This is a genomic window from Litchfieldella xinjiangensis (assembly GCF_000759345.1).
GTDB lineage: Bacteria > Pseudomonadota > Gammaproteobacteria > Pseudomonadales > Halomonadaceae > Litchfieldella_A > Litchfieldella_A xinjiangensis.
Genome location: NZ_JPZL01000004.1, coordinates 454,705 through 480,003 on the forward strand (window position 1 = coordinate 454,705; position 25,299 = coordinate 480,003).

The following is a 25,299-nucleotide window of genomic DNA, read 5'->3' on the forward strand; positions in this document are numbered from 1 at the left end:
CCTCCTTGCGAGTGCAGGCAGCGGTCACGACAGGCATCAGGTTCGTCCACGACTCTCTCCGTGACCTATGCCGCCAGCTATCAAGTGTGCCGCACGCAGCGGCTCGGGAATGTTACCGTTGATCGCGGTGGCGCTTATTACATTTGCGGCTTCTTCACGCGTGATGCCAACCCGCTGGACATGCACATGGCCCAAGGGCTCCATCGGTCCGAGACGTTCCACCAACGCCCATTTTCGCGCTCCCCCAGGTATGCGCTCCAGCAGAGCGCGCCGCATCGCCTCGGGGCGTGGCGCGTGGCGGGCCACTACCAGGGCGGGAATTCCCAACGCCCCGCACAGTTGCGGGACGTCAATCACATTGAAGCCGGCCAGTGCCACACCTTGCAGCAACACCAGTTGGGCATGAGCACCGAATTTGGAACCGCGCACCAGGCGTGTCAGCACGGAGGTGCTGTTTCGGCCGTCGCGACGGACTTTACCGGACACGACCCCCTCCATCCGCGCACCAGCGAAGATCGTGCCGATCACCCGGACATCCCCCCGGTGTGCTCGGGGAAACGGGCAGTCGTCGAAGCCGACGATATGAGAGAAGGTGCGTGGCGTCATCGATCCCTCTGCCGCATTGTCTCGCTCGTCATGGTGCCCCTCTTCTCTTGCGAAACATCAACTAGCGTACAAGCTGTCGCGCCGTCCTGCATAAGCTAGGCTGGTAGAAACCCAAGCAAGGCAAGCAGGCAATATGAGCGAGCTTTCAAGCCAATCCTGCGAGGCGTGCAGCAAAAACGCACCCCGTGCGACGGCTGCCGAAATCCAGACGTACATGGCCGACCTGCCTGAGTGGCAGATCGTCGAACGCGATGGCATCATGCAGGTAGAGCGTGCGTTCACGTTCAAGGACTTCAAGCAAGCCCTGGCGTTTACCAACCGTGTTGGCGACATCGCCGAGGCGGCGGGCCACCATCCAGCCCTTCTCACCGAATGGGGGAAGGTCACCGTGACCTGGTGGTCCCACAAGCTCAAGGGCTTGCACAAGAACGATTTCATTCTGGCCGCTAGAACCGACGAGGTAGCGACGTAACATGTTCGAGCAGATACAGCGGGTTCCCGGGGATGCCATTCTCGGGCTGATCGAGGCCTTCAACAAGGATACCAACCCCAACAAGGTCGACCTGGGGGTCGGTGTGTACCGTGATGCCGAGGGCACCACGCCGATCATGCGGGCGGTCAAGGAAGCCGAGGCGCTGCTGCTCAAGAACGAGACCACCAAGAGCTACATCGGCTCGCACGGCGACCCCCGTTACGCCAAGGTCGTCCTACCGATGGTGCTGGGCGAGGATTCGCCGGTCCTGGCCGCGGGACGCGCCAGCCTGACGCAATCCCCCGGCGGCACCGGCGCCCTGCGTCTAGCTGCCGATTTCATCCATACCCAATTGCCTGGCAAAGGCATATGGGTCAGTGACCCGACCTGGCCGAATCACCTGGGTATCTTCGAAGCCGCCGGTGTCACCCTGCGCAAATACCCCTATGTCGATGCCGAAAACCGCCTGGATTTCCCGGGGATGCTCGCCGCCCTCAAGGAGATTCCCGAAGGCGACGTGGTGTTGCTGCATGCCTGTTGCCACAACCCCTCGGGCTTCGATCTGAATGCCGATCAGTGGCAGCAAGTCCTCGAGGTCGTCAAGGACCGCAAGCTCCTGCCGCTGATCGACTTCGCCTATCAAGGCTTCGGCGATGGCCTCGATGAGGACGCCTATGGCGTACGCCTGCTGGCTGAAAATCTCGATGAAGCCCTGATCACCAGTTCGTGCTCAAAGAACTTCGGCCTGTATCGCGAACGTACCGGTGCGCTTATCGCCATCGCCGGCGACAACGAGCAGATGGAAAACGTACGCTCCCAGATAGCGATCGTGGCTCGCGAGAACTATTCTAACCCGCCCGCCCATGGCGGCGCCATTGTCGCCGAGATTCTCGAATCCGCCGAGTTGGCCAAGCAATGGCGCGAGGAACTGACCGAGATGCGCAATCGCATCAACGGCCTGCGTCGAGATTTCGTCGAGGCGCTCAAGCCTTTTGAGCTCGACGAGAAATATGCCTTCATCGCCGAGCAGCGGGGCATGTTCTCTTATACGGGGCTGAGCCCCGAACAGGTCGATCGCCTCCGCGAAGAATTCGGCATCTACATGGTCCGCTCGGGGCGCGCCAATGTGGCCGGGCTGGCTAGCGAGAACCTGCCCTACGTGGCCAAGGCAATCGCTGCGGTCAATTGATCCAACGTTTACTGAAGTCACCATGAACGCCCGGGAGCCTGACGCTCCCGGGCGTTTTAACTTTGGGCCTTATGTCACTTTGGGCCTTGTGTCACTTTTGCCCCGTCGGTCGCATGCTTCGCAGATACCATAACCAGGCTATCAGCCCCGCCATGATATTCCCCACCGCGGCACCCACACCCACGCCCCAGACACCCCAAAGCTGGGCGCCCAGCCACAAGCAAGGCAGATAACAGACAAACAATCGGGCCGCGGACAGCAGCATCGAGCCAAAAGGCCTGCCCAAGGCATTGCCGGCAGAAACCACCACCATGCAAAGTCCCAGCAGGGCGTAGCTGGGCAGCATGAAACGTATCAATAGGGTCAGTTCTTCACGCACCTCGGGCGTACCTGACAGCATCACTGCGACCCAAGGAGCCAATAGTGCCAGCACGATGCCCAGCATGCCTTGCCACAGGAGAACGACCCGCGCCGCCAGGCGCATGAGACGCTGGATTTGAGCCCAGTCATTGGCGCCATAGCAGCGGCCCAGCCATGGGGGAAGCGACATCGTCAGTGCGAGAACGACCATCAGGCTCACGGTTTCCAGGCGGCTGGCCAGCCCCCAGGCTGCGACTGCGCTCTCCCCCAGCGTGGCCACGATACTGATCGCCAGCATGGCCGAGAGGGGCGGCATAAGCTGACCTACCATGGCGGGGCCGGCAATACCGATGAAGGTGGGGCCCGACTGCCGCACTTCGTGCCCCAGCCCCTGGCGGGAAAGCCAACCGGTCCCCTTCAGGCGCGCCGCGATCATTACCAGCCCCGAGCCGAATGCCACCACGGTCGCCCAGGCTGCACCGGGCAACCCCAACCCCGGCCATTCCCCTACGCCGAAGATCAAAATCGGGTCTATCGCGAGGTTGATGAGGCTGGTCACGACCATCAGCTTGCCAGGCAAGCGCGTGTCGCCATGCGCACGAAACAGGCTATAGCCGAAATACAACGCGGCCCCCAGCCAGGAAGCAAGCAGTTGCGGCGCCCAATAGCCGCGAATCAATGCGAGGTTGTCAGGGTCCGCTCCCAACAGAAGGAACAAGGGCCGATGGGTCACCCAAAGCCCCAACACGAGTAGCGCGGTTACACCCCCTGCGCTCATCAAGGCCAAGCTGCCCTGTCGGCGTGCGCGCTGCACGTCGCCGGCTCCCAGAGTCCGGGATATCAATGCCGCAATGGCGATCCCCAGGCCCACCTGGACACCGATGATCAAGAACGACAATGGGAAGGTGAACGATTGGGCCGCGAGAGGCGCGGTGCCCAGCCTCGAGATGAAAGCGCTGTCGACGAGTTGGAAGCCGAGAAGCGAGAGTACACCAATCGCCATGGGCCAGGTCTGGCGCCATAACTGTCGTTTCATTGAGGGAGAAGAGGAAACCGCAGACGGAGAAGGCGACACATGCGCTCCTAAAGGCGTAAAGCCCTCATTGTACGCAGTCGCTCGGCTAGTCTCGAATGATACGTGGCACGACCAACAACCTGACTGCCAGCATCCGCTGGATATCCGCAGCACTCATGGGCTTGTAATGGTAGAACCCTTGAACCAGATCGCAGCCCAACTCCTGAACCAGCTCGAGTTGCTCCTCATTTTCGACACCTTCGGCAACGACTTCCAGTCCCAGGCGGTGCCCGATGAAGACGGTGGCCGCCATGATGGCCCGGTCACTCAGATCGCTCGGTGCGTCACGGACGAAACTGCGATCGATCTTGAGTGCCGTGACCGGAAACAGCTTCAGGTAGCTCAAGGAAGAGTAGCCCGTGCCGAAGTCATCGATGGCGATTTTCATGCCCCGGTGATGCAGACGGCGCAGCACATCGAGGACACGATCATCGGATTGAATGAGGACGTTCTCGGTCAGTTCGATACCGATATCGCGAGGAGAGAGGCCAAATTCCTGCATGCAAGCCTCGAGGTGGTCGAACACATCGAGTTGGCTCACCTGCTTGCCCGACAGATTGATGTCGATGCGATGATCTCCGAGCCCCACCCGCTTCCACTCGGCCTGCTGACGACACGCTTCACGAATGACCCATTCGCCGATGCGATGGATCAGGCTAGAGCGCTCCGCCACGGGGATGAACTCGGCGGGAGACACCGTACCGCCTTCTTGCGGAAACCACCTGAGCAACGCCTCCAGATTCTCGATCCGACCACTTCGCGCTGCCACTTGAGGCTGATAATGCAAGGCCAGCTCGCCGCGCCGCAGGGCGTGTCGTAACCGTTCCACCATATGGTGTTGGCGAACCAGCTCGTCATGAACTTCTTTCTGGAAGAACCCATAACGATTGCTGCCGGAGAGCTTGGCGCGGTTCTTGGCAACGTCGGCATTATGGATCAGCTCGCGTGCCGTGGTGCCGTTGTCGGGAAACAAGCTGATACCGATACTCGCCGACACGTGTATTTCACGGTTCGTCAGGATAAAGGGCTCTGAAAAGACATCGAGCACCTTCTCGACCAGCCGCAACGCATCACCGCTGTGCTTGAGATGGGGGAACGCCATTGCGAACTCGTCACTGCCGAAGCGTGACAGCAGGTCGGAGCTGCGCTGACAGCGCCGCAGACGTTTGGCGACCTGAAACAGCAACGCATCCCCATGCTCGTAGCCTTGCGCATCGTTTATCTCGGCGAAGCGGTCGAGATCGATAACAAATACCGCGACGTAATCACCCATGGCATGGCAGCGCTCGGTGAATGCATTGAGCTCGCTCTCGAAGGTCTGCCGGTTGGGCAAGTGGGTCAAGCTATCGAAGCGGGTAAGGAACTCAAGGTCACGCCGGGCCTGTTTCTGTACCGACAGGTCGACATCGACACAGAACATCAGCGGGTCCTGGGTCTGCTCGCCAAGCATGACGTGATGAGAGAATACCGCCACCGGGGCACCGGATTTATGCCTAAGCTCCAGCTCCGCGGCAGGAATCTCAGTGCCGTGGGTCATCCAGAGACGATGGGCGGCAATCACTTCTTCACGCATTGGCTCGGGAATGATCAAGTCTTCGAGAGCTCGCCCCTGGGCTTCGCACGGGGTATAGCCATAAAGTTGCGTGCTGGCCTCGTTCCAGTAGATGACCCGACGGTGTCGATCATAGCCTTGGACGGCCACTTTGGGCAGGCTCTCGAGCAATGCACGAAAGCGCTGTTCGCTGTCGCTGAGACGGCGCTGCGCTACCTGCAACTCACCTGACGCAGGCGAAGCCCTGCCCGTTTGTGATTGCCACTGTTGCCATACGAGAAACGCGCTTGCCAGCATGCCCACGGCCGGTGCCACAGCCAGAAGCGAGGGCACGCTGAGTAGAAACCACACAACCAACAGGGCCATTATTCCCGCAGCGACCGCCGCGCCCTTGAGCGCATGTCGCTCGCGCTTGAGCCAAGCCCAGGCGCTTTCCTGTGTCTCCCCTACCGTCGGCTTCTTCTTCATGAGTCCTGGCTTATTGGCGATCATGCACGACGTCATTACCCTCGGTCTCGTTAGACCCAGACTGGCTCTGATCAGGGGATCGGAGCCCGACCAGGTTGAGACTCGTTCACGAATCTTATCAATTGCTTGATGTTGCAAGCATGGCGTACGTATAGAGCATAGACGGTAACGGACTGAAACCAATCATCCTGACTATACATTTATTGACATTGGTTTTCATTGCTTTTCATTGTGGCCTGTGTTGCACATCGCAACCCCGCTACAGAGCGTCTGTGGCGAGAGACCGAGAGGAAAGCAGACATGAAACAGGAAAGTCTCAAACACGGCTACGGCATGGCAGCCACGTCCTTCGACACCGATCATGGCTATTGGTCACAGGAGGTTCACAACGAACTGGCCAATCGATATTGGAGTCGCACAGACCTTACGTCACGCATCGACCTGAATGCCTGGCAAGGCTTCATCGCCGATCTTCCTCGCGATCCGTATGTCGAACGCCGTTGGAAGCGAATGTCCTGGCTCCATCTCAACGACCAGCACGAAGTCGAAATTCTTGGAGAGTGCCCCATGGCCCAGGGGGGCATGTTCAACGATGCCGAGAGCATGGCTGATAAGCTACGCTACTATCCGGGGTTGGAGCGTGCTTTTCTGGATCGGCAGGATGTCAGAAGCTTCGTCCGTGCCTGGGCAAAGCTCTGGGGAATCGGACCACGCGAGCCGATTCTGATGCAGATCACCGGTGTGAAGGGCAAGGGCCATCTCGACCCCCTACAGGGGCAGGGCATTCATGCCGATGGCTGCAAGTACCTGAGTATTCTGGTGCTCAATCGTGAAAATGTAACCGGAGCTACCAGTCATCTCTATGCTGACAAGGCGGGCCGCCAAACACTTTTGGAGGGCGTGCTGAACCCTGGCGAGATACTGCATATTCGAGACGACAAGCTCTACCACTCGGCAGGCAGCATTTCCCAGGACGATCCCCAGCGACCGTTCGAGCGCTTCATCATCATCATCAACAGCTGTTTCATCGATGGGTTCCAGAACCGCATGTTACGTCGCCATTTCCCGCATGCGGTACTTAACGACCTCCCTTGATCCGCATGAGGGTCGCCTATTGCAGGCAGGGATCCTTATAAGCATTAGTTAATAAAAACGCTCTCGAGGCTAGCCTCGAGAGCGTCTTGTCGATCACTGTCTTCGATGCGGCTTACTGACGAATGCCTTCGAAGGTGACGTAGAGTTCCAGCTCATGCATCGGTTCGGGGAAATCGCTCATATCGATCCCGTAATCCGACAAGACCAGGGTGGTGCTCCCCTCGAACCCGGCACGGTAGTTACCCCAGGGATCCTCGCCTTCACCCAGTAATGTCACTGGCATCTCAATCTCTTGCGTCTCACCATGCAGGGTCAGTTCGCCGGTCAAGGTACCGGATTTATCCCCATCCGACTCGAAGCCGGTAGAAGTAAAGGTTGCGGTGGGATACTCCTCGGCATTGAGGAAATCATCGCTGAGTATGTGCTTGTCGCGCTCGGCATGATTGCTGTCCAGGCTTGCAACGTCGACCTCGACATTGACGCTGGAAGCAGAAAGGTCCTCGGGATCGTAGCTGAACTCACCACTGAACTCGCGGAAGCTACCCAGAATATATGACATGCCAAGGTGACTGATCTTGAATTGCACGAAGGCATGTTGCCCTTCGGTATCGATGACATAGTCATCTGCCATGGCTTGGCTCATCGGCACCAGGGCAACGGAGGCCAAGGCGGCAACAGCAGTCTTCTTCAACATCGGTACATCTCCTTACGTAGTGAGTCTTGGGATGCCGGTCGCGTGGACCAGCACCGGAAAAGCTAGGAACGCCGGCGGTAACGAGGCAGGACCATACGCAGCAAGGTGTCATGGCGATCCTTCCAATGATGCTTGAACGCCGCCAGGGTATGGCCTGCCGCGAGTATCATCAGCGCCAAGGCACTGTACCAGTGGACCCAGCCTGCGATTGAGGCCTGATTGGGCAACCCATGCACGAGAGCGGGCACTGCAAACCAGTCGAAAACGTTTATGCCCCGGCCGTTGGCGGTCGAGATCAGATAGCCGCTCACCATAACCACCATCATCAAAAAATATAGCGCGATATGACCGAGATGGGCCGCCAGTCGCTCGAAGCGTTGGCCATGGGCCTGTGGGGCTGGCTGAATCCAACGCCAGACGATGCGCAGCAGGGTGGCACCCAGCAGCAGCATACCCACGGAACGGTGCCACCACGGCGCCAGATTGTACCAGGCGTCATAATAGCCCAGCCCCGTCATCCACCAGCCCAGTATGAATAGCCCGACAATGGCGATCGCACTCGCCCAATGGAGCACGATACTGACGAGTCCCCAACCCTGTCGTGTGTTACGCCACATGTATCGTGTCCCTAGTCCGCAGATACCCAGTAGGTGTAGAGCATACGCAAGGATGCTTGCCCACACAGCATGCGATACGGTGAATGTATCGTTCACCGGACAGAAACAATGACGGCGCCAAGGTCAAAGGCGCCGTCCTGTACCGAAGTAGTGACACACGATACTCGTCTAGAGGAGCGCGTCGAGTCCTCGTGCCAGATCGGCTTTGAGGTCATCGACATCCTCGAGGCCTACCGCCACACGGATCAATCCCTCGGCGATGCCAGCCGAGGCTTTCTGCTCGTCCGATAAACGGCCATGGGTCGTGGTGCCCGGATGGGTGATCGTCGTCTTGACGTCTCCGAGGTTGCCGGTGATGGACATGATGCGAGTGGCATCGATGACCGACCAGGCACCTTCACGCCCTCCCTTGACCTCGAAACCCAATACCGCGCCATAGTGCTTTTGCTGCCTACTCGCCAGGGCGTGCTGCGGATGGCTCGCGAGACCGCTGTAATGCACTCGGGTCACTGCCGGATGCGCCTCCAGCCACTCAGCCATGGCTTGGGCGTTCTCGCAATGCGCCTTCATGCGCAGGTTAAGCGTCTCCAGCCCCTTGAGAAAGATCCAGGCATTGAACGGACTCAGGCAGGGGCCGCACGTGCGCACCACGCCGAACAGGGCCTCGAGCTCCTTGTCGCGTCCAACCACGGCGCCGCCGATCGCCCTTCCCTGCCCATCCAGGTACTTTGTCGCCGAATGGATCACCAGATCCGCCCCCAAGTCGATGGGCCTCTGCAGCGCCGGTGTCAGGAAGCAGTTATCGATGGCCAGCAGCGCATCGTGGCGATGGGCGATCTCCGCCAGTGCGGCGATATCCACCACTTCGGACAGGGGATTCGAGGGTGTTTCGGCAAACAGGAGGCGCGTCCGCGGGGTGATGGCCGCCGCCCAGGCTTCGAGATTCGACAGCTCGACATAACGGGTGACGATACCGAACTTGCCGAGATACTTGTCGAACAGACTGACCGTCGAGCCGAACAGTGATCGCGAGGCAACGATCTCGTCACCCGCCTCGAGCAGGGCCAGCACGGTAGACAGGATCGCCGCCATGCCGGAACTGGTCGCCACGCAGCGCTCGCCCCCTTCCATGATCGCCAGGCGCTTTTCGAAATTGCGGACGGTAGGATTGGTGAAGCGCGAGTAGATGTTACCCGGCTCTTCGCCACTGAACTTGCGCGCCGCTTCAGCCGCACTGCCATACACGAAGCTGGAGGTGGGAAAGATCGGCTCACCGTGCTCCTGCTCGTGCGTACGCTCGTGCCCGGCACGGATCGACTGCGTGGCTAACGCCCAGTCGAGGCTCGGGGCGTCGTCGAAATGGTCACTCATGGCTCCCCTCCCTCAGTCCAGATCGTCGTCCTGGTTATGCATGCCAACCAGCGCATGATCGCCGACATTGACCAGTTTTGCCGCATCGTTGCGCGAGGCCTCGAGTTCCGACAGGTAGGCCTCGTCGATATCGCCAGTGACGTAGGCACCGTCGAAGACCGAGCAATCGAAGTCATCCAGTGAGGGGTTGACAGCACGACACGCACTCTTCAGGTCTTCGAGATCCTGATAGAAGATACGGTCGGCACCGATCAGTTCGCCCACCTCGGCTTCGCTGCGCCCATGGGCGATCAGTTCATTGGCTGCGGGCATGTCGATGCCGTAGACATTGGGGAAACGTACCGGCGGTGCCGCTGAAGCGAAGTACACCTTTCTGGCCCCCGCCTCTCGAGCCATCTGGATGATCTGCTTGCAGGTCGTGCCACGCACGATCGAATCATCGACCAGCAAGACATTCTTGTCGCGAAACTCGATATCGATGGCGTTGAGTTTCTGACGCACCGATTTCTTGCGTTGTGTCTGGCCTGGCATGATGAAGGTCCGTCCGATATAGCGGTTCTTCATGAAGCCTTCGCGATAGGTCACCCCGAGGTGTTGCGCGAGTTCAAGAGCCGAGGTACGCGAGGTATCCGGGATGGGGATGACCACGTCGATGTCGTGCTCGGGCCATTCGCTCTTGATGCGATCGCCCAGACGACGCCCCATTTCCATTCGTGTGCCGTAGACATAGGCACCATCGAGAATGGAGTCGGGACGCGCCAGGTAGACGTGCTCGAAGATGCAAGGGGCGAGCTTGGGGCGGTCGGCGCACATCTGGGTATGGATGTTGCCCTGCATATCGACGAATATCGCTTCACCCGGGGCCAGGTCTCGATGCAGTTCGAAGCCACCGACGTCCAAGGCCACCGACTCGGAGGCGATCATCACGTCCTGCCGGTCCCCATCCTGACGGGAGCCGAACACCACCGGACGAATGCCGTTGGGATCACGAAACGCGACCAGGCCGACCCCGTTGATGATCGATACCGCGGCGTAGCCACCGCGGCAACGGCGATGGACACGACGCACGGCATCGAAGACATCCTCGGGATCGAGATGCAGGCCCTGCTTGCCCAATTCATGGGCGAAGACATTGAGCAATACTTCGGAATCGGAACTGGTGTTGATATGCCGCAGGTCGGTGGAAAACAGCTCCTGCTTGAGCTGCTCCGAATTGGTCAGGTTACCGTTATGCGCCAGCGCGATACCGTAGGGTGAGTTGACATAGAACGGCTGGGATTCGGCCTCGCTCGACGAGCCGGCTGTTGGATAACGGACGTGGCCGATCCCCAGGTGGCCCTTGAGACGTGCCATATGCCGGGTGTGGAAGACATCACGTACCAGGCCATTGCTCTTGCGCAGCAGAAAACGGCCTTCATGCCATGTCATCATCCCGGCGGCATCCTGCCCACGGTGCTGGAGGACTGTCATCGCGTCATACAACGCCTGATTGACCGCCTGGTTGGCCATGAGGCCTACAATGCCGCACATTCCGCCTACCTCGCTTACTAAGGAATCTCGGAGCCGCTGCTGCGACGCCGCTGATACTAGAGGCTACCCGCCTCGTCACTCCCCACCTCGGGCCTGATGTCTGGCTCGCCATTGCCAAGATCGGGAAATGAAAGATTTCGCCAGTCACGATTTTGCTCGGGATCGCTACGTTCCCACGCCTCGATCTGGCTGACCGCCCAGTCGCGCAACTGCTCGAACGATGGGCGCAATTGCGCCTGTTGCCAGGCCTGGAGTTGCTGCAATGGGGTCAAAGTAATGAGTATCGTCGCGAGGACCAATATGGCAGCCCCCCTCAGCGCGCCGAACAAGGTGCCGGCCACCCTGTTGAGGAAGCCCATCCCGACCCACTCCACCGCGGCATGTAGCATGCGTATCATGATACCGCAGAGCAAGATCACGCCGAATATGACCAATACGAAAGCCAATACCAGGCGTCCGTCGGCATTATCGATGACACCGGTAAAGAGATCTGCAACGGGTTCGGCTATCAGCCGCGCCACCAGCAGCGCCACGATCCATGCTGCCAGGCCCAGTCCTTCACGGACCAACCCGCGTGAAAAGCCGACCATCATCGAGATACCCAGTACCGCCAGAAAGACCCAATCCAGCCAGGTGAGCGCCATCAGTCCTCCCGCACCCTGACCAGCAGACCTTGGATATTGGCACGCTCCTTGAGCTGGCCGCGTGCCTGCTCACCGGCATCGGAACTAGAGAAGGGTCCGACATAGACGCTGGTCAGGCCGCCCTCGCGCTGACGCCGGTAGGCATCGAAACCCAACTCGCGTAGCTGTGATTCAAGGCGCTCGGCGTTGGCCGGCTCACCGAAACTCCCTGCCTGGACCGCCCAATCACCAGCTGTCGCCGTGGGATTATTCGACGACTGGGACTGTCGTTCGCGCTCCTCCGCGGCCCTGGCCAAATCAGCGATCGGATCCTGGGCGGGGGGCTGTTCGCGGGAGGGCGCCTGCGACGGCGCTTGCTCGTTCGGCTCTGGGGCCGCGCGAGACGCAGCTTCACCCGGCGACTGTGAAGAGGAAGAGCCACTGGCTTCGGAAGGTGTCGCTTCTGCCGCTGGAGCGTCTTGTTCCGGCTCAGCCACTTCGAGACTGCCTCGTGAATTCACCAGCGGCTGAGGGGGGCGGATATCGCCCAGGCTGGTTGGGGGTTCCGGCTCAGGGACAGAGCGCCGCTCCACTTCGATGGGCTGCTCGATGGTCAGGACCGGCCGGGGCCGCTCTTCACGCGGCGCCGGTTCATCGAACAGCATGGGTATGAATATCACCCCAAGCGCGATCACGATTACCGCACCGCTGAGCCGCTCACGCATGCCATACTTCATTACTCGCCTCCTCAGCGACGGCGCTCACACCAGGCCAGCACCTCGGCCACGGTGTAAAAGGAACCACACACCAGCACCTCATCTTTTTCCTGCATATTGGCCGCCAGCCATTCGGCTCCCGCCTGGGGCGAGCCAGCACGATGCGCAACGGGCCGCCCTTGGTCCACGAGCACCTCTGCCAATTGCTCGGCACTGCGTGCCCGATCCCCCTCGAGAGTGACCACCACCCAGGCATCGATCACGGGGGATAGCGCGGCGACAACCCCTTGGGCGTCCTTGTCGACGAGCATGCCCAACAGCCCGAAGCGCCGCCCCCGCTTGCCGCCTTCCGCTAAGCGTGATGCGACATACTCTGCCGCATGGGGATTATGCGCCACATCAAGGCACCAATTATCCAACCACTGCATGCGACCTGGAAGCTTGACGTGTGCCAGCGCCTGACGACAGCAGTCCTCGTCGAGACGAAGCGAGATCAGGGTCAGGGCCTGAAGCGCTGTTGCCGCATTATCGAGAGGAAGGCCAGGATCCGGTAGTGACACAAGACACAGGCGACTTGCGCCGGCACGTTTGCCGTGCCAGGTCCAGCCTTGTTCAGCTACCTCGCGCCGATAATCGTCGCCCAGCGCAAATACCGGCGCGCCTAGCCGATCGGCGACGCCGCGCACACTCGCCGGTAGCGACCTGCTGCCTAGTACCGCTGGCCGATCGCTACGCATGATACCCGCTTTTTCACGGCCGATCGCATCGATATCCGTGCCCAGGAAGGCGGCATGATCCTGGGCCACGGTGGTGACGATGGCCACATCGGCATCGATGATATTCACTGCATCGAGTCGCCCGCCGAGTCCGACCTCGAGGACGGCCACGTCCGGCTGCTTCTGGGCAATAGCCCAGAATGCGGCGAGGCTACCAGCCTCGAAATAGGTAAGACTGACCGGCTCACCTTGGAGACGTGCCGCTTCGACACGCTCGAAGCCCTCGATCAGAAGCGCATCATCTGCTTCTACCCCGTCGATACACAGGCGTTCGTTGTAGCGCAGCAGATGGGGAGAGGTGTAGGTCGCGCAGGACAGACCATGAGCGCGAGTCAGCGCATCCAGCATGGCCACCGTCGAGCCCTTGCCATTGGTCCCCGCCACACTGATGACGTGACGAGCCAAAGGGCGTGATTGCAGACCCAAGCGCTGACCGACCCGGGCGACGCGTTCGAGGCCCAGGTCGATGGCGACCGGATGCTGTCGCTCAAGCCGCTCGAGCCAGGCGTCCAAGGTGAGCGATGGCACGTCCAACGCTCGAGTCATTGACCATTCACCATCAGCGATCGTTGCCGGGTTCTTCAAGAGGCTCGTCATTCTCGCTGACTTGCTCGGCCACATCCACCAGGTCGGGCGCCTCGACGTCTGGCAGACCGGTTGCTGGAAGACCGGTCAACTTGCGCAGTACCCCACCCAGGCGTTCACGCATCTCGCTGCGATGCACGATCATATCGACAGCGCCATGCTCGAGCAGGAACTCGCTTCGCTGGAAGCCTTCGGGCAGCTTCTCACGCACGGTCTGTTCGATGACCCGAGGACCGGCGAAGCCGATCAGCGCATTGGGCTCGGCCACGTTGAGATCGCCCAGCATCGCCAATGAGGCGGATACGCCGCCATAGACGGGATCCGTCAGCACCGAAATGTAAGGAACGCCAGCCTGCTTGAGCTTCTCCAGCGCAGCCGAGGTCTTAGCCATCTGCATCAGCGAGAACAGGGCTTCCTGCATGCGCGCTCCGCCCGAGGCAGAGAAGCAGACCAGAGGGATGCCTTCCTCGAGTGCCAGGCTCGCGGCGCGGACGAATTTCTCGCCGACCACGGCCCCCATCGAGCCCCCCATGAAGGTGAACTCGAAGGCCACCGCCACAATCGGCATGCCTTCCAATGTGCCGCGCATTGCGATCAGTGCATCGTTCTCGTCAGTGTCCTTCTGGGCTGCCGAGAGCCGATCCTTGTACTTCTTGGAATCACGGAACTTGAGACGGTCCACTGGCTGCAGGTCGCCAGCAACCTCCTCACGACCTTCGGCATCGAGAAACCAGTCAAGCCGCTTGCGTGCCGTGAGACGCAGATGGTGGTCGCACTTGGGGCACACACTATGGTGCTTCTCGAGTTCGGGAAGGTAGAGAACCGCCTCGCACTTGGGGCACTTGCGCCACAATCCGTCAGGCACACTGGTGCGGCGGTCGGTGCGCTGAATGCGCCCCATGGACGGCACGATCTTGTCTAGCCAGCTCATATCAGAACGCTTCCGTTATGCTGTCTTGGGCCCGGCATGCCGAGCCGTCATGAATGGTCGGGGCTTCTCAGGCATCCAGCGCCTGGCGCATTTCGCTCAGCACCGCTTTCAAGGCCGGAGCAATCGAGGCCGGGCTATCCGCGCCCTCGGCAATGCGATTGACCAGGGCACTGCCAACGACCACGCCGTCGGCGATACGCCCGACAGCAGCGGCCGTAGCACCATCGCGAATGCCAAACCCGACGCACAAGGGCAGGTCGGTCAAACGCCGCAGCGGTTCCAGTTGGCGGTCGACCGCGTCGACGTCCAACGTAGCGGCGCCGGTGACGCCCTTGAGCGAAACGTAGTACAGATAGCCTTCGCCGTGGCCGCATATTGTAGCGGCACGCGCCTCGGAGGTGGTAGGGGCGACCAGGAAGATCGCCGCGAGACCCGACGACTTCATGAGCGGCCCGATCTCGTCGGCCTCCTCGGGCGGCATGTCGACGATCAAGACCCCATCCACACCCGCGGCTGCGGCCTGCTCGGCAAAGCGCTGGTAGCCCATGCGCTCGATAGGATTGAGATAACCCATCAGCACTACCGGGGTCTTAGTGTCCGTCTGGCGGAAATCCTGCACCATCTCGAACAGATGCGTGAGACGGGTGCCGTGGGCCAAGGCTCGTTCGCAGGCCTTCTGGATGACCGGGCCGTCGGCCATGGGGTCGGAAAATGGCACGCCGAGCTCGATGATATCGGCCCCCGACTCAACTAGGGCATGCATGAAGCCCACGGTATGCTCGGGGGCCGGATCACCGGCGGTAATATAGGGAATCAAGGCCGTCTTTCCCTGTGCCTTGAGGGAAGCGAAGCGCTTGTCGATCCGATTCATCGTGTTACCTCAAGGCAGTTAGAAATGAACGCCGTCGATGCGAGCGACCGTAAGAATGTCCTTGTCGCCGCGCCCGGACAGGTTGACGATGATATGCTGGTCGGGCCGCATGGTGGGCGCCAATACCTTGGCGTGGGCAATGGCGTGGGCCGATTCCAATGCCGGCATGATGCCTTCCATCCGCGTCAGCTCACGGAACGCTTCCAGTACCTTGTCATCGTTCGCCGCCACGTATTCGACCCGCCCGACATCCTTCCACAGGGCGTGTTCAGGCCCCACGCCAGGATAATCGAGACCCGCCGAAATGGAGTGGGTATCGGCAATCTGACCACCCTCGTCCGACATCAGGTAGGTACGATTGCCATGCAGCACCCCCTGCGGGGCGTTAGCGGTCAATGGCGCTGCGTGGCGACCGGTTTCGACACCGTCGCCCCCCGCCTCGACACCGTACATCTTGACCTCATCGTCCTCGACGAAGGGGTAGAACAGGCCCATGGCGTTGGAGCCGCCGCCTACACAGGCAATGAGGGCATCGGGCAAGCGTCCGATCTGCTCGAGCGACTGACGGCGAGCCTCGCGGCCGACCACGGCATTGAAGTCACGCACCAGCATCGGGTACGGGTGCGGACCCGCCACCGTGCCGATGATGTAGAAGGTGTCGTCGACATTGGTGACCCAGTCGCGCAGGGCCTCGTTCATGGCATCCTTGAGGGTACGCGAGCCGGACTCGACCGGAATCACCTTGGCCCCGAGCAGATGCATGCGATAGACATTGAGCTTCTGGCGCTCCACATCCTCGGCGCCCATGTAGATTTCACATTTAAGCCCCAGACGCGCAGCAACGGTCGCCGTCGCGACCCCATGCTGTCCGGCGCCGGTCTCGGCGATCACGCGGGGCTTGCCGCCCTTCTTGGCCAACAAGGCCTGACCGATGGTGTTGTTCACCTTATGGGCGCCGGTGTGGTTCAGGTCCTCACGCTTCAGCCAGATCTGGGCACCGCCCAACTGCTTCGACCAGCGCTCGGCATGGTAGAGCGGTGACGGGCGGCCGACATAATGGGCCAGATCGTAGTCGAATTCCGCCTGGAAATCGGGATCGTCGCGAAGCGCCATATAGGTCTTCTCGAGATCCTCCAGGGCGAAGCTCAACGTCTCCGAAACGAACCGGCCACCGTAGGGGCCGAAATGGCCTCGTGCATCGGGCAGTCGGGTCAGGTCGCTGAACTTGGTCACGAAAGACACCTCACAGGGTCACTTGGGCTTGAGTCGTTGGAGTCGTGCATGCCTGTTGGACGAATGCCTCGATCAGCGATGCGTCCTTGATGCCCGGTGCGTGTTCGACACCGCCCGAGACATCCACGGCAAAAGGGGCCACCTGGCGTATCGCGCGCGCGACATTGGCCGGGGTCAAACCTCCCGCGAGGATAACAGGTTTTGTCAGGCTTGCGGGGATTCGTGCCCAGTCGAACGTCTCGCCGGTACCGCCCGGCACGCCGGGGCAATAGGCGTCCAGGAGTAGCGCTTGGGCGCCTTGGTAGGCCTGCGCCGCCGCGTGAAGGTCCAGGTCGTCACGCATGCGCAGCGCCTTGATCCAGGGGCGATCGAAGCTGGCGCAGAAGTCGGGGCTTTCATCACCATGAAACTGCAGCAGGTCGAGATGGCGGCTGGCGTGTTCGATGACGCCACGCTCCTGATCGACGAACAACCCGACCCGGGTGACGAACGCGGGAACTCGCGATGCCAATTCGGCTAGCCGAGCGTCATCGAGCGCCCGCTTGCTGCCGGGCCAAAGTACGAACCCCAGGGCATCGGCACCCGCCGCCACCGCAGCGTCCACGTCCGTGGGGCGGGTCACTCCGCATATCTTGACCCGGGTTCGAGCAGCCCGGGGGGGTGTATCAGTCATCGGTTTGCTCCAAGGCAGGTAGACCCCGTCGACGTCTGACCATGGGGCTATCGGGGAGTTCGCGCTCGCCTGTCCACTCCCCCAGGAACGCCAGCAAGTTGGGGCCCAGCGGCTCACGAGGCAGTGCGAAGCGGGAATCATAGATGGAATCGACGAAGTGGAGCCCACATCCCGGCGCCGTGACGCTGGCCAGGGTGCGATCCTTAACCTCAAGTAAGTGATGCAGGTAGTCCTCGCCCTTCTCACCCCGCCCAACGGCGACAAGCGCGCCGGCGATGTTGCGAATCATATGATGCAGAAACGCGTTGGCCTGCACGTCGATCACCACGATCGGCCCATGGCGGTGGACTTCGATGAAGTGAAGATGACGCCATGGTGTCTTGGATTGACAGCCACCGGCGCGGAAGCTCGAGAAGTCATGCTCGCCCACCAGTGCCTGGGCAGCGCGATGCATGGCCGGAACATCAAGGGGGTCGCGGCACCAGGTGGCGTTGGCCCGCTCCAATACGGGGCGGCTAGGCTGATTGAGAATGACGTACTGGTAGCGCCGCGCCAGGGCCAGGAAGCGGGCATGAAAGTCCTCTTCCACGGGTACCAGCCAGCGCAGGGCGATATCGCGCGGCAGGTTGGCATTGGCGCCGAATACCCAAGCCTTCTGGGATCGCGAAATCGGAGGGTCGAAATGCACCACCTGGCGGGTGGCGTGAACGCCGGAATCGGTTCGCCCACTGCAGTGAATCGTTACCGGTTGCCCGGCCACGCGGGCAAGGGCACGCTCCACTTCGGCCTGAACCGAAGGGGCGTGCTTCAGGCGCTGCCAACCACAGTAGGCACTGCCGTCGTATTCCACACCGAACGCCAGGCGTCCGGTTAAAGGCTGCTTTTCGTCGAGGCGCTGGAACAGGGGCATGGACTCAATCGAGGTTGTACTGCGCGATCAGTTTCCGCGCTTCCTTCCTGAGTGGCACATCATCATGATCCAGTACCTGTTGCAGCAACTCGTGGGCCCGTTCGCTTTCGCCAGCGTCGAGTAATTGACGCGCCTGGCCCACAAGCCGCAACGAGGCTTCAGGGGAAGCGGCGGCGGGGCCCTTATTATCCAGATGCAGGGGCTCGAATGCCACCTCCTCGACAACATCCCATCGAGGATCCTCGGCAATCCACCGCGGCAGCTCGGCAACAGGCTCAGGGCCTGCTTCCTCCACCCGGAGAGGGTCAACAGATATCGAAGCTTCAGGGGCTCTCGTCGAAAACTCGATGCTCGGTTGCATGGGTGTCTCGCTACGCGGCGCCGGTTCGGGGTCCAGGGATGGCGGACAGTAATCGATCACATGGCCGAAATGAGAAGCCTGTGAAGCGCTGACTGGCGCAGCAATGCGCCGGTCCTCCTGCGTCTCTGCCTGAATGTCATAGACTTCACGCTCCGTGGTAGCCGACTCCTTCAGCGTGAGACCTTCGCTTGGCGCCCTTTCATCATGTGACGCCTGGCTGAGTGTCGTGTCATCACGGCCGGCGAGGATGCGGTCGACTTCTTCGATGACCTCGAGCGTGCCCGACTGGCGTAGCCGCTCGCCCTCCCGCTCCGCGGCCTCCCAATCGTTACGCTGGGCATGCACCTTGACCAGTTTGATGCGCAGATCCTGCCTATCCGGTTCATTGGTCAGGCTGGCCTCGAGAAGATCACGCGCTTGGTCATAGCGGCCGTAGGCGACAAAGATATCCGCTTCGCTGATCACCTCCGCCTCGGGCATGAAAGTACGTGAGGGGGCTTCTTCGGCAGTGTCATGTGACTGCGCAGACGACGGTGTGAGCGTCTCGGGCTGGGTATCGGCTGCAAGGATAGAAAAGGCTTCCTCGCCTTGGCGCGCCGTCACTACTGACGCTCCCATTCCATATGCCTGGCTGAAGGTAGGGCTCTCCTCCTGCACCTGACGGCGACGCCTCAAGACCACCCACGCGAGCAGTAGCGCCAGTAAGGCGCCGCCCAATGCCAAGGGGTTATCGCGCAGGCCTTGCCATGGCAAGCCCCACCAGGGAGTGCTGGATGTTTGCGCGAAAGTGCCAGCCCCCTGGGGGTTGATCTGGGCAAGCATGCCATCGTCTTCATCTGTGGGCGCAGAGGCAGGTCGGGTGTGCGTATCGCCGGGCAGGGTATCGGCACTGACGCGCGTGGCATCGGCCAGTTGCGTGTGCAGTTGGTCCAGTTCCTCACGCAATCCTCCCAAGGCAGCTTTCAAGGCCTCACGCTCACTTCGTACCGTCTCCAGGGCATGCTGGCTTTGTTGCCACTGTGCCTCTAGCCAGGACAGGCGGTCATACGGATCGGCAGCCTGTTCCGTTTCAGCATTCAGTTGCGCCTCGCTCAGCAGAGCGGACCGATGCCCCGGCGCCTCAGCGGTAGACGCTGCTGTATCCATGCCTAGAACTCGGCCCTGCTGTGCAGGCGAAACGTCACTGGCCACGGCCATACCGCTGTCACGCTGGTTCCAGTCCTGGTTATGCGCTGCCACCTGCCGGTCGGCCTCGCCCATATCGCGTCGCTGGATCGCCTCTCGGGAAGGCACCACGAGTGCCATACCTGCACGCATGCCATTGATGTTGCCGGACGGAAACGCTTGAGGATTGGCCTCGACCAGTGCCAGCATCATTTGATGAATACTGATATCCGTGCCAGGCCGCAGGCGTTGGGCCACGCCCCATAAGGTGTCGCCAGAGCCAACCCAGGCCTGCCCCGTCTCAACCGCCCCAGGCGCGCGCGCGCTGGGACGTGCGGAGCCAACAATGGGCATCTCCAAAGTGGGGACTGCCAGCGATTCTCCAGACACCGCGGATCGCGCAACGGCTGGAACCAATGCCGGCATGTGAACGTAGTCGACGGGATCGAGAAGCAGAGTCACCTGGTGAAGTTGCTGCCCCCCTGGCCATTCAAGACTCAGCAATAAGTCAAGATAGGGGTCGTGGATGGCACGTTCGGAGCGCAGGGTCAGCGACACACCCTGGCGGTCATGCTCGACATCGAGAGCGATATCAGCGGCCAGGCGACTTCGGCTGAGCCCTGCCCGTTCGAAAGCCGAGGGTGCGGCCAGCGATACCTTGAGCAATCCCGCTTCGATATCCTGCGCATCGGTGACGGGGATCGTCGCTCTCAAGGGTGTATTCAGGTTCGATTGCACACTCGCCTCACCCAGCCCCAGGGCCAGGCTCAACGGGCTGGCTGAAGCCAGGGACAGCAACAGCGCCAGCGATAGCTTGCGTCTCATGGTGTTCCCCTGCAGTACCCCACCGTGGCGTCATACGAAACGTCGGTGGATATCATTATCGTGAGAGCATAGTTACCCTACTTTCGGACCACACAACGTAACACGTTGTTGCATAATACCCGACCACGACAAGGATATTTCAGATACGGCAAGCGTCATCTCGTGAAAATGCCTCCACAAGGGAGGCATTTCATGACATTGCTGAAACGAGGTATTGCTAGGTTACTGCTCGCGGAGGATCTTCAACATCCGCTTGAGCGGCTCGGCAGCCCCCCATAGCAGCTGGTCGCCTACCGAGAATGCCGACAGATACTCGGGCCCCATGGCCATCTTGCGCAGACGACCCACAGGAATATCCAGGGTGCCGGTAACTGCGGCCGGGGTCAGCCCATTCAGGGTCTCTTCCTTCGAGTTGGTAACCACCTTCACCCAATCGTTATGACGGGCAATGCGATCTTCGATCTCATCCATCGGCACATCACGCTTGAGCTTGATGGTGAAGGCCTGACTGTGAGAGCGCATGGCACCGATACGTACACAGAGGCCGTCGATCGGAATGGGATTGTCGCCGCGGCCAAGGATCTTGTTGGATTCGACGGAGCCCTTCCACTCCTCCTTGCTCTGACCGTTTTCCATGGCCTTGTCGATCCAGGGCAGCAAGCCTCCGGCCAACGGCGCGCCAAAATTCTCGATCGGAAAATCACCGCCACGCATGGCCTGGGAAACCTTGCGATCGATATCAAGAATCGCGCTGGCCGGGTCGTCCAGCTCGTGCTGGACGGAATCGCGCAGCGATCCCATCTGGCTCAGCAGCTCGCGCATGTGCTTGGCGCCGGAGCCGGATGCGGCCTGATAGGTCATCGAGGTCATCCATTCGATCATATCGGCCTCGAACAACCCGCCCAGGCCCAGCAGCATCAAGCTGACGGTACAATTACCGCCAACGAAGGTCTTGCCGCCCCTGGCCAGTTGCGCATCGATGACGTCGCGGTTGACCGGATCGAGGACGATAGTGGCCTCGTCGCTCATGCGCAGCGTACTGGCCGCATCGATCCAGTAACCCTTCCAGCCGGACTGGCGAAGGTCCTGATACACCTTCTCGGTGTACTCGCCCCCTTGGCAGGTCACGACGGCATCGAGTGCCTTGAGCGCGTCGAGGTCGAAGGCATCCTTCAGCGGGGGCACGTCCACACCGACGTCGGGGCCAGGCTGGCCAACCTGGGAGGTGGTGAAGAAGACCGGCTCGATACCCGAGAAGTCATTGTCCTCCACCATGCGCTGCATGAGCACGGAGCCCACCATCCCGCGCCAACCGACGAAACCGACTTTCAACATGTGAAGTCCTCCAGGAACTGAGTGAACCCCTCATTATACATGATGGAAAGCATCCAGCACGGCGTCCCCCATTTCTTGCGTGGACACCTGGCGGGTGCCTGCATAGGCAATATCGGCGGTGCGCAGGCCATCGTCGAGCACTCGACCGACGGCGCGCTCGATGCGTGACGCCAGCTCGGACTCGTCGAGCGAGTAGCGCAGCATCATGGCGACCGACAGAATCGTCGCCAGCGGGTTGGCCATGTTCTTCCCGGCGATATCCGGTGCACTGCCGTGGCAGGGTTCGTACATGCCCTGCCCGCTTTCGTTGAGCGACGCCGAGGGCAGCATGCCGATCGACCCGGTGAGCATGGCGGCGGCGTCCGACAGGATGTCCCCGAACATGTTGCCGGTGACGATGACATCGAACTGCTTCGGCGCTCGGACCAGCTGCATGGCAGCGTTGTCGACGTACATGTGGCTGAGCTCGACATCCGGATACTCCGGCGCCAGCCGATCCATGACCTCGCGCCACAGGATGGTGACTTCCAGCACGTTGGCCTTGTCGACGCTGCAGAGACGACGCCCACGTTTCTGGGCCATCTCGAAGGCGACACGGCCGATCCGCTCGATCTCGGATTCGGAATATACGTACGTGTTGAAACCGACCCGCTCGCCGCCGCGCTTCTCGATGCCCCGGGGCTGGCCGAAATAGATACCGCCGGTGAGCTCGCGCACGATCATGATGTCTAGACCGGACACGACCTCGGGCTTGAGGCTCGATGCCTCGGCCAACTGCGGATAGAGGACCGCAGGCCGCAGGTTACCGAACAAGCCCAGGTGCTTGCGAAGCCCCAGCAGGCCCTTCTCGGGGCGCTTGCTCAAATCTTCGATCTTGTCCCACTTGGGTCCGCCTACTGCACCGAGCAGGATGGCATCGGCACTCTTGGCCGCCGCCAAGGTCACTTCGGGAAGCGGCTCGCCATGGGTGTCATATGCCGCCCCGCCGACCAGCGCCTCTTCGACGGTCACGTCGAGGCCATCTTGCCGGCAGGCATCAAGTATCTTGACCGCCTCGCGGGTGATTTCAGGACCGATCCCATCGCCCGGAAGCACGAGTATGTTGCGGCTCATGAGGCCTCTCCCTGCGGTTCGACATGAAGGGTGTCTCGAAACAGCCAGGGACGTGCCTGGCGATGCTTCTGCTCGAACTCACGGATGGCCGCATCGTCCTGCAGCGTCAAACCGATGTCATCGAGCCCATTGAGTAGGCAGTGCTTGCGGAACGCATCAATCCCGAACTCGAGGATCTCGCCTTCTGGCGTGGTGATGCGCTGTTGTTCCAGGTCGACGTCCAGACGGTAGCCTTCGTTAGCCTCGACCGCCTTGAACAGGCGATCCACAGTGGCTTCGTCGAGGGTAATCAGCAAGATGCCGTTCTTGAACGAGTTGTTATAGAAGATGTCGGCAAAACTCGGCGCGATGACGACTCGAAAACCGTAGTCGGCAAGCGCCCAGGGCGCATGCTCGCGAGAGCTTCCGCAGCCGAAGTTACGCCGGGCAAGCAGTACGCTCGCGTCGCGATAGCGCGGCTGGTTGAGCACGAAGTCAGGATTGACCGGCCGTTGGGACACGTCCTGACCGGGGTAGCCCTCGTCGAGATAGCGCAGCTCATCGAACAGGTTGACCCCGAAGCCGGTGCGCTTGATCGACTTGAGGAATTGCTTGGGGATGATCAGGTCGGTGTCGACATTGGCGCGGTCGAGCGGTGCCACGAGTCCCTGGTGACGATCAAATTTCTGCATGGTTCAGGCCTCCTGGGGTTGAGCGGCACCGGCGGTCTCGGCATCGAGACGGCGCACATCGACGAAGTGGCCGGCGATGGCGGCGGCGGCAGCCATGGCCGGGCTGACCAGGTGAGTACGCCCACCGTACCCCTGGCGCCCTTCGAAATTGCGGTTCGAGGTCGAGGCGCAATGCTCGCCCGCACCCAGCTTGTCGGCATTCATGGCCAGGCACATCGAACAGCCCGGCTCGCGCCACTCGAAGCCCGCGTCGAGGAATATCTTGTCGAGCCCTTCAGCCTCGGCCTGGCGTTTCACCAGCCCTGAACCCGGAACCACCATGGCGAGCTTGATGCTGTCAGCGACCTTCTTGCCCTTGGCCACCTTGGCCGCCTCGCGCAGATCCTCGATACGTGAATTCGTGCACGAGCCGATGAATATCTTGTCGAGCCGGATATCGGTGATCTTCTGCTTGGGCGCCAGCCCCATGTAGGACAGCGCACGGGTATAGCTGTGCTTGACGGTTTCGTCATCGACGGCATCGGGATCGGGCACCTCACCGCTGATGTTGGCGACCATCTCGGGGCTGGTCCCCCAACTCACCTGGGGCTCGATTTCAGCAGCGTCCAGCGTCACGACCTTGTCGAATTCCGCATCGCCATCAGAGACCAGTTCGCGCCAGTCAGCGACGGCAGCGTCCCATTGCTCGCCACGGGGGGCGTAGGGGCGATCCCACAGATAGTCGATGGTCGTGTCGTCTACGCCGATCAGGCCCACGCGAGCGCCCGCCTCGATGGCCATGTTGCACACGGTCATACGGCCTTCCATGGACAGCTCGCGAATCGCACTACCGGCGAATTCGATGGCGTAGCCCGTACCGCCGGCAGTACCGATGCGACCGATGATCGCCAGCACGATGTCCTTGGCCGTAACCCCTGCGCCCAATGTCCCCTCGACGCGAACCTGCATGTTCTTCATCTTCTGCGCCAGCAGGCACTGGGTGGCCAAGACGTGCTCGACCTCGGATGTACCGATGCCATGGGCCAAGGCCGCGAAGGCTCCATGCGTGGCGGTATGCGAGTCGCCACACACCACGGTCATGCCCGGCAACGTGGCGCCCTGTTCGGGACCGACCACATGAACGATGCCTTGGCGTGCGTCGTTGATGCGGAACTCCTCGATGCCGAAGGCTTCGCAGTTGTCGTCCAGGGTCTGAACTTGAATCAGCGAGACGGGATCCTTGATGCCGGTATTGCCCTCGGCGCGCTCAAGCAATGTGGTCGGCACGTTGTGATCCGGGGTGGCCAAATTGGCATCCAGGCGCCAAGGCTTGCGCCCAGCCAATCGCAGCCCTTCGAATGCCTGCGGCGATGTCACTTCGTGCAATAACTGCCGATCGATATAGATCAGTGCAGTACCGTCGTCGCGCTCCTTGACCAGGTGCTGCGACCACAACTTGTCATAAAGTGTCTGGCCTGCCATGTCTCTCCTCCCGGGCGCTCTC

23 protein-coding genes are annotated in these 25,299 nt (G+C 61.0%); 3 read left to right on the forward strand and 20 right to left on the reverse strand.

The window, feature by feature from the left end; translation table 11 throughout:
- Positions 1-36: 36 nt before the first annotated feature.
- Positions 37-606, reverse strand: coding sequence for an endonuclease dU (locus JH15_RS16805; protein WP_043532409.1), 570 nt, complete (start codon positions 604-606; stop codon positions 37-39).
- A gap of 133 nt (positions 607-739) precedes the next feature.
- On the opposite strand from JH15_RS16805, the gene JH15_RS16810 reads away from it, so the two are divergent.
- Together JH15_RS16810 and JH15_RS16815 are read left to right on the forward strand one after the other, a co-directional pair.
- Complete coding sequence (locus JH15_RS16810) at positions 740-1,078, forward strand: 4a-hydroxytetrahydrobiopterin dehydratase (protein ID WP_043532411.1); 339 nt, start codon at positions 740-742, stop codon at positions 1,076-1,078.
- 1 nt (position 1,079) lies between these two features.
- Positions 1,080-2,267 carry an amino acid aminotransferase gene (locus JH15_RS16815; protein WP_043532413.1) on the forward strand — a complete coding sequence of 396 codons (1,188 nt, stop codon included), beginning with the start codon at positions 1,080-1,082 and terminating at the stop codon, positions 2,265-2,267.
- Between the two features lie 91 nt (positions 2,268-2,358).
- Here JH15_RS16815 and JH15_RS16820 read toward each other — a convergent pair whose 3' ends face one another.
- Both JH15_RS16820 and JH15_RS16825 read right to left on the reverse strand, forming a co-directional pair.
- Positions 2,359-3,630 carry an MATE family efflux transporter gene (locus JH15_RS16820; protein WP_231566463.1) on the reverse strand — a complete coding sequence of 424 codons (1,272 nt, stop codon included), beginning with the start codon at positions 3,628-3,630 and terminating at the stop codon, positions 2,359-2,361.
- A gap of 118 nt (positions 3,631-3,748) precedes the next feature.
- The gene (locus JH15_RS16825; RefSeq protein ID WP_231566464.1) at positions 3,749-5,746 is read right to left on the reverse strand and encodes a putative bifunctional diguanylate cyclase/phosphodiesterase; all 1,998 of its coding nucleotides are present in this window, start codon (positions 5,744-5,746) and stop codon (positions 3,749-3,751) included.
- A gap of 276 nt (positions 5,747-6,022) precedes the next feature.
- Here JH15_RS16825 and JH15_RS16830 point away from each other — a divergent pair, with 276 nt between their 5' ends.
- Positions 6,023-6,817 carry a 2OG-Fe dioxygenase family protein gene (locus JH15_RS16830; protein ID WP_043532415.1) on the forward strand — a complete coding sequence of 265 codons (795 nt, stop codon included), beginning with the start codon at positions 6,023-6,025 and terminating at the stop codon, positions 6,815-6,817.
- Between the two features lie 112 nt (positions 6,818-6,929).
- On the opposite strand, the gene JH15_RS16835 is transcribed toward JH15_RS16830, so the two are convergent.
- The 17 genes from JH15_RS16835 to leuC all read right to left on the reverse strand — a co-directional run bounded on the left by JH15_RS16835 (position 6,930) and on the right by leuC (position 25,277).
- The gene (locus JH15_RS16835; protein ID WP_043532416.1) at positions 6,930-7,511 is read right to left on the reverse strand and encodes a YceI family protein; all 582 of its coding nucleotides are present in this window, start codon (positions 7,509-7,511) and stop codon (positions 6,930-6,932) included.
- Positions 7,512-7,573: 62 nt separating this feature from the next.
- Entirely contained in the window at positions 7,574-8,128 is a 555-nt protein-coding gene (locus JH15_RS16840; protein ID WP_043532418.1) for a cytochrome b, read from the reverse strand.
- Between the two features lie 168 nt (positions 8,129-8,296).
- The gene (locus tag JH15_RS16845; protein ID WP_043532420.1) at positions 8,297-9,499 is read right to left on the reverse strand and encodes an O-succinylhomoserine sulfhydrylase; all 1,203 of its coding nucleotides are present in this window, start codon (positions 9,497-9,499) and stop codon (positions 8,297-8,299) included.
- A 12-nt stretch (positions 9,500-9,511) separates the two neighbouring features.
- Positions 9,512-11,029 carry an amidophosphoribosyltransferase gene (purF, locus tag JH15_RS16850; RefSeq protein WP_043532421.1) on the reverse strand — a complete coding sequence of 506 codons (1,518 nt, stop codon included), beginning with the start codon at positions 11,027-11,029 and terminating at the stop codon, positions 9,512-9,514.
- Positions 11,030-11,085: 56 nt separating this feature from the next.
- Positions 11,086-11,673: a CvpA family protein gene (locus JH15_RS16855; protein ID WP_043532423.1), complete on the reverse strand. Its 588-nt coding sequence runs from the start codon at positions 11,671-11,673 to the stop codon at positions 11,086-11,088.
- Positions 11,673-12,389, reverse strand: coding sequence for an SPOR domain-containing protein (locus JH15_RS16860; RefSeq protein WP_043532425.1), 717 nt, complete (start codon positions 12,387-12,389; stop codon positions 11,673-11,675). Before JH15_RS16860 ends, JH15_RS16855 begins: the two co-directional genes overlap by 1 nt.
- 11 nt (positions 12,390-12,400) lie before the next feature.
- Complete coding sequence (gene folC / locus JH15_RS16865) at positions 12,401-13,690, reverse strand: bifunctional tetrahydrofolate synthase/dihydrofolate synthase (RefSeq protein WP_043532427.1); 1,290 nt, start codon at positions 13,688-13,690, stop codon at positions 12,401-12,403.
- A 13-nt stretch (positions 13,691-13,703) separates the two neighbouring features.
- Complete coding sequence (accD, locus tag JH15_RS16870; protein WP_043532429.1) at positions 13,704-14,660, reverse strand: acetyl-CoA carboxylase, carboxyltransferase subunit beta; 957 nt, start codon at positions 14,658-14,660, stop codon at positions 13,704-13,706.
- Between the two features lie 67 nt (positions 14,661-14,727).
- The gene (gene trpA / locus JH15_RS16875) at positions 14,728-15,531 is read right to left on the reverse strand and encodes a tryptophan synthase subunit alpha (RefSeq protein WP_043532431.1); all 804 of its coding nucleotides are present in this window, start codon (positions 15,529-15,531) and stop codon (positions 14,728-14,730) included.
- Positions 15,532-15,549: 18 nt separating this feature from the next.
- On the reverse strand, positions 15,550-16,764 hold the full coding sequence (gene trpB / locus JH15_RS16880; RefSeq protein ID WP_156105356.1) for a tryptophan synthase subunit beta: 1,215 nt from the start codon (positions 16,762-16,764) through the stop codon (positions 15,550-15,552).
- 10 nt (positions 16,765-16,774) lie between these two features.
- Entirely contained in the window at positions 16,775-17,437 is a 663-nt protein-coding gene (locus JH15_RS16885; protein WP_052384197.1) for a phosphoribosylanthranilate isomerase, read from the reverse strand.
- Complete coding sequence (truA, locus tag JH15_RS16890; RefSeq protein WP_043532435.1) at positions 17,430-18,347, reverse strand: tRNA pseudouridine(38-40) synthase TruA; 918 nt, start codon at positions 18,345-18,347, stop codon at positions 17,430-17,432. Before truA ends, JH15_RS16885 begins: the two co-directional genes overlap by 8 nt.
- A 4-nt stretch (positions 18,348-18,351) precedes the next feature.
- Positions 18,352-20,697: a FimV/HubP family polar landmark protein gene (locus tag JH15_RS16895; protein WP_043532436.1), complete on the reverse strand. Its 2,346-nt coding sequence runs from the start codon at positions 20,695-20,697 to the stop codon at positions 18,352-18,354.
- Between the two features lie 222 nt (positions 20,698-20,919).
- Positions 20,920-22,032, reverse strand: a complete 1,113-nt coding sequence (gene asd, locus JH15_RS16900) for an aspartate-semialdehyde dehydrogenase (protein WP_043532438.1) — start codon at positions 22,030-22,032, stop codon at positions 20,920-20,922.
- Between the two features lie 33 nt (positions 22,033-22,065).
- The gene (gene leuB, locus JH15_RS16905; RefSeq protein WP_043532440.1) at positions 22,066-23,145 is read right to left on the reverse strand and encodes a 3-isopropylmalate dehydrogenase; all 1,080 of its coding nucleotides are present in this window, start codon (positions 23,143-23,145) and stop codon (positions 22,066-22,068) included.
- On the reverse strand, positions 23,142-23,816 hold the full coding sequence (gene leuD, locus JH15_RS16910; RefSeq protein WP_043532442.1) for a 3-isopropylmalate dehydratase small subunit: 675 nt from the start codon (positions 23,814-23,816) through the stop codon (positions 23,142-23,144). The genes leuB and leuD overlap by 4 nt, the downstream gene beginning before the upstream one ends.
- A gap of 3 nt (positions 23,817-23,819) precedes the next feature.
- A complete protein-coding gene (leuC, locus tag JH15_RS16915) occupies positions 23,820-25,277 on the reverse strand; it encodes a 3-isopropylmalate dehydratase large subunit (RefSeq protein ID WP_043532444.1) in 1,458 nt (485 codons plus the stop codon).
- Positions 25,278-25,299 lie beyond the last annotated feature (22 nt).

What these genes read in the sequence shown, in the direction of transcription:
- JH15_RS16805 (WP_043532409.1), bottom strand. Translation starts at nt 606, where the DNA reads ATGACGCCACGCACCTTCTCTCATATCGTCGGCTTCGACGACTGCCCG.
- JH15_RS16810 (WP_043532411.1), top strand. Translation starts at nt 740, where the DNA reads ATGAGCGAGCTTTCAAGCCAATCCTGCGAGGCGTGCAGCAAAAACGCA.
- JH15_RS16815 (WP_043532413.1), top strand. Translation starts at nt 1,080, where the DNA reads ATGTTCGAGCAGATACAGCGGGTTCCCGGGGATGCCATTCTCGGGCTG.
- JH15_RS16820 (WP_231566463.1), bottom strand. Translation starts at nt 3,630, where the DNA reads ATGGCGATTGGTGTACTCTCGCTTCTCGGCTTCCAACTCGTCGACAGC.
- JH15_RS16825 (WP_231566464.1), bottom strand. Translation starts at nt 5,746, where the DNA reads ATGATCGCCAATAAGCCAGGACTCATGAAGAAGAAGCCGACGGTAGGG.
- JH15_RS16830 (WP_043532415.1), top strand. Translation starts at nt 6,023, where the DNA reads ATGAAACAGGAAAGTCTCAAACACGGCTACGGCATGGCAGCCACGTCC.
- JH15_RS16835 (WP_043532416.1), bottom strand. Translation starts at nt 7,511, where the DNA reads ATGTTGAAGAAGACTGCTGTTGCCGCCTTGGCCTCCGTTGCCCTGGTG.
- JH15_RS16840 (WP_043532418.1), bottom strand. Translation starts at nt 8,128, where the DNA reads ATGTGGCGTAACACACGACAGGGTTGGGGACTCGTCAGTATCGTGCTC.
- JH15_RS16845 (WP_043532420.1), bottom strand. Translation starts at nt 9,499, where the DNA reads ATGAGTGACCATTTCGACGACGCCCCGAGCCTCGACTGGGCGTTAGCC.
- purF (WP_043532421.1), bottom strand. Translation starts at nt 11,029, where the DNA reads ATGTGCGGCATTGTAGGCCTCATGGCCAACCAGGCGGTCAATCAGGCG.
- JH15_RS16855 (WP_043532423.1), bottom strand. Translation starts at nt 11,673, where the DNA reads ATGGCGCTCACCTGGCTGGATTGGGTCTTTCTGGCGGTACTGGGTATC.
- JH15_RS16860 (WP_043532425.1), bottom strand. Translation starts at nt 12,389, where the DNA reads ATGAAGTATGGCATGCGTGAGCGGCTCAGCGGTGCGGTAATCGTGATC.
- folC (WP_043532427.1), bottom strand. Translation starts at nt 13,690, where the DNA reads ATGACTCGAGCGTTGGACGTGCCATCGCTCACCTTGGACGCCTGGCTC.
- accD (WP_043532429.1), bottom strand. Translation starts at nt 14,660, where the DNA reads ATGAGCTGGCTAGACAAGATCGTGCCGTCCATGGGGCGCATTCAGCGC.
- trpA (WP_043532431.1), bottom strand. Translation starts at nt 15,531, where the DNA reads ATGAATCGGATCGACAAGCGCTTCGCTTCCCTCAAGGCACAGGGAAAG.
- JH15_RS16885 (WP_052384197.1), bottom strand. Translation starts at nt 17,437, where the DNA reads ATGACTGATACACCCCCCCGGGCTGCTCGAACCCGGGTCAAGATATGC.
- truA (WP_043532435.1), bottom strand. Translation starts at nt 18,347, where the DNA reads ATGCCCCTGTTCCAGCGCCTCGACGAAAAGCAGCCTTTAACCGGACGC.
- JH15_RS16895 (WP_043532436.1), bottom strand. Translation starts at nt 20,697, where the DNA reads ATGAGACGCAAGCTATCGCTGGCGCTGTTGCTGTCCCTGGCTTCAGCC.
- asd (WP_043532438.1), bottom strand. Translation starts at nt 22,032, where the DNA reads ATGTTGAAAGTCGGTTTCGTCGGTTGGCGCGGGATGGTGGGCTCCGTG.
- leuB (WP_043532440.1), bottom strand. Translation starts at nt 23,145, where the DNA reads ATGAGCCGCAACATACTCGTGCTTCCGGGCGATGGGATCGGTCCTGAA.
- leuD (WP_043532442.1), bottom strand. Translation starts at nt 23,816, where the DNA reads ATGCAGAAATTTGATCGTCACCAGGGACTCGTGGCACCGCTCGACCGC.
- leuC (WP_043532444.1), bottom strand. Translation starts at nt 25,277, where the DNA reads ATGGCAGGCCAGACACTTTATGACAAGTTGTGGTCGCAGCACCTGGTC.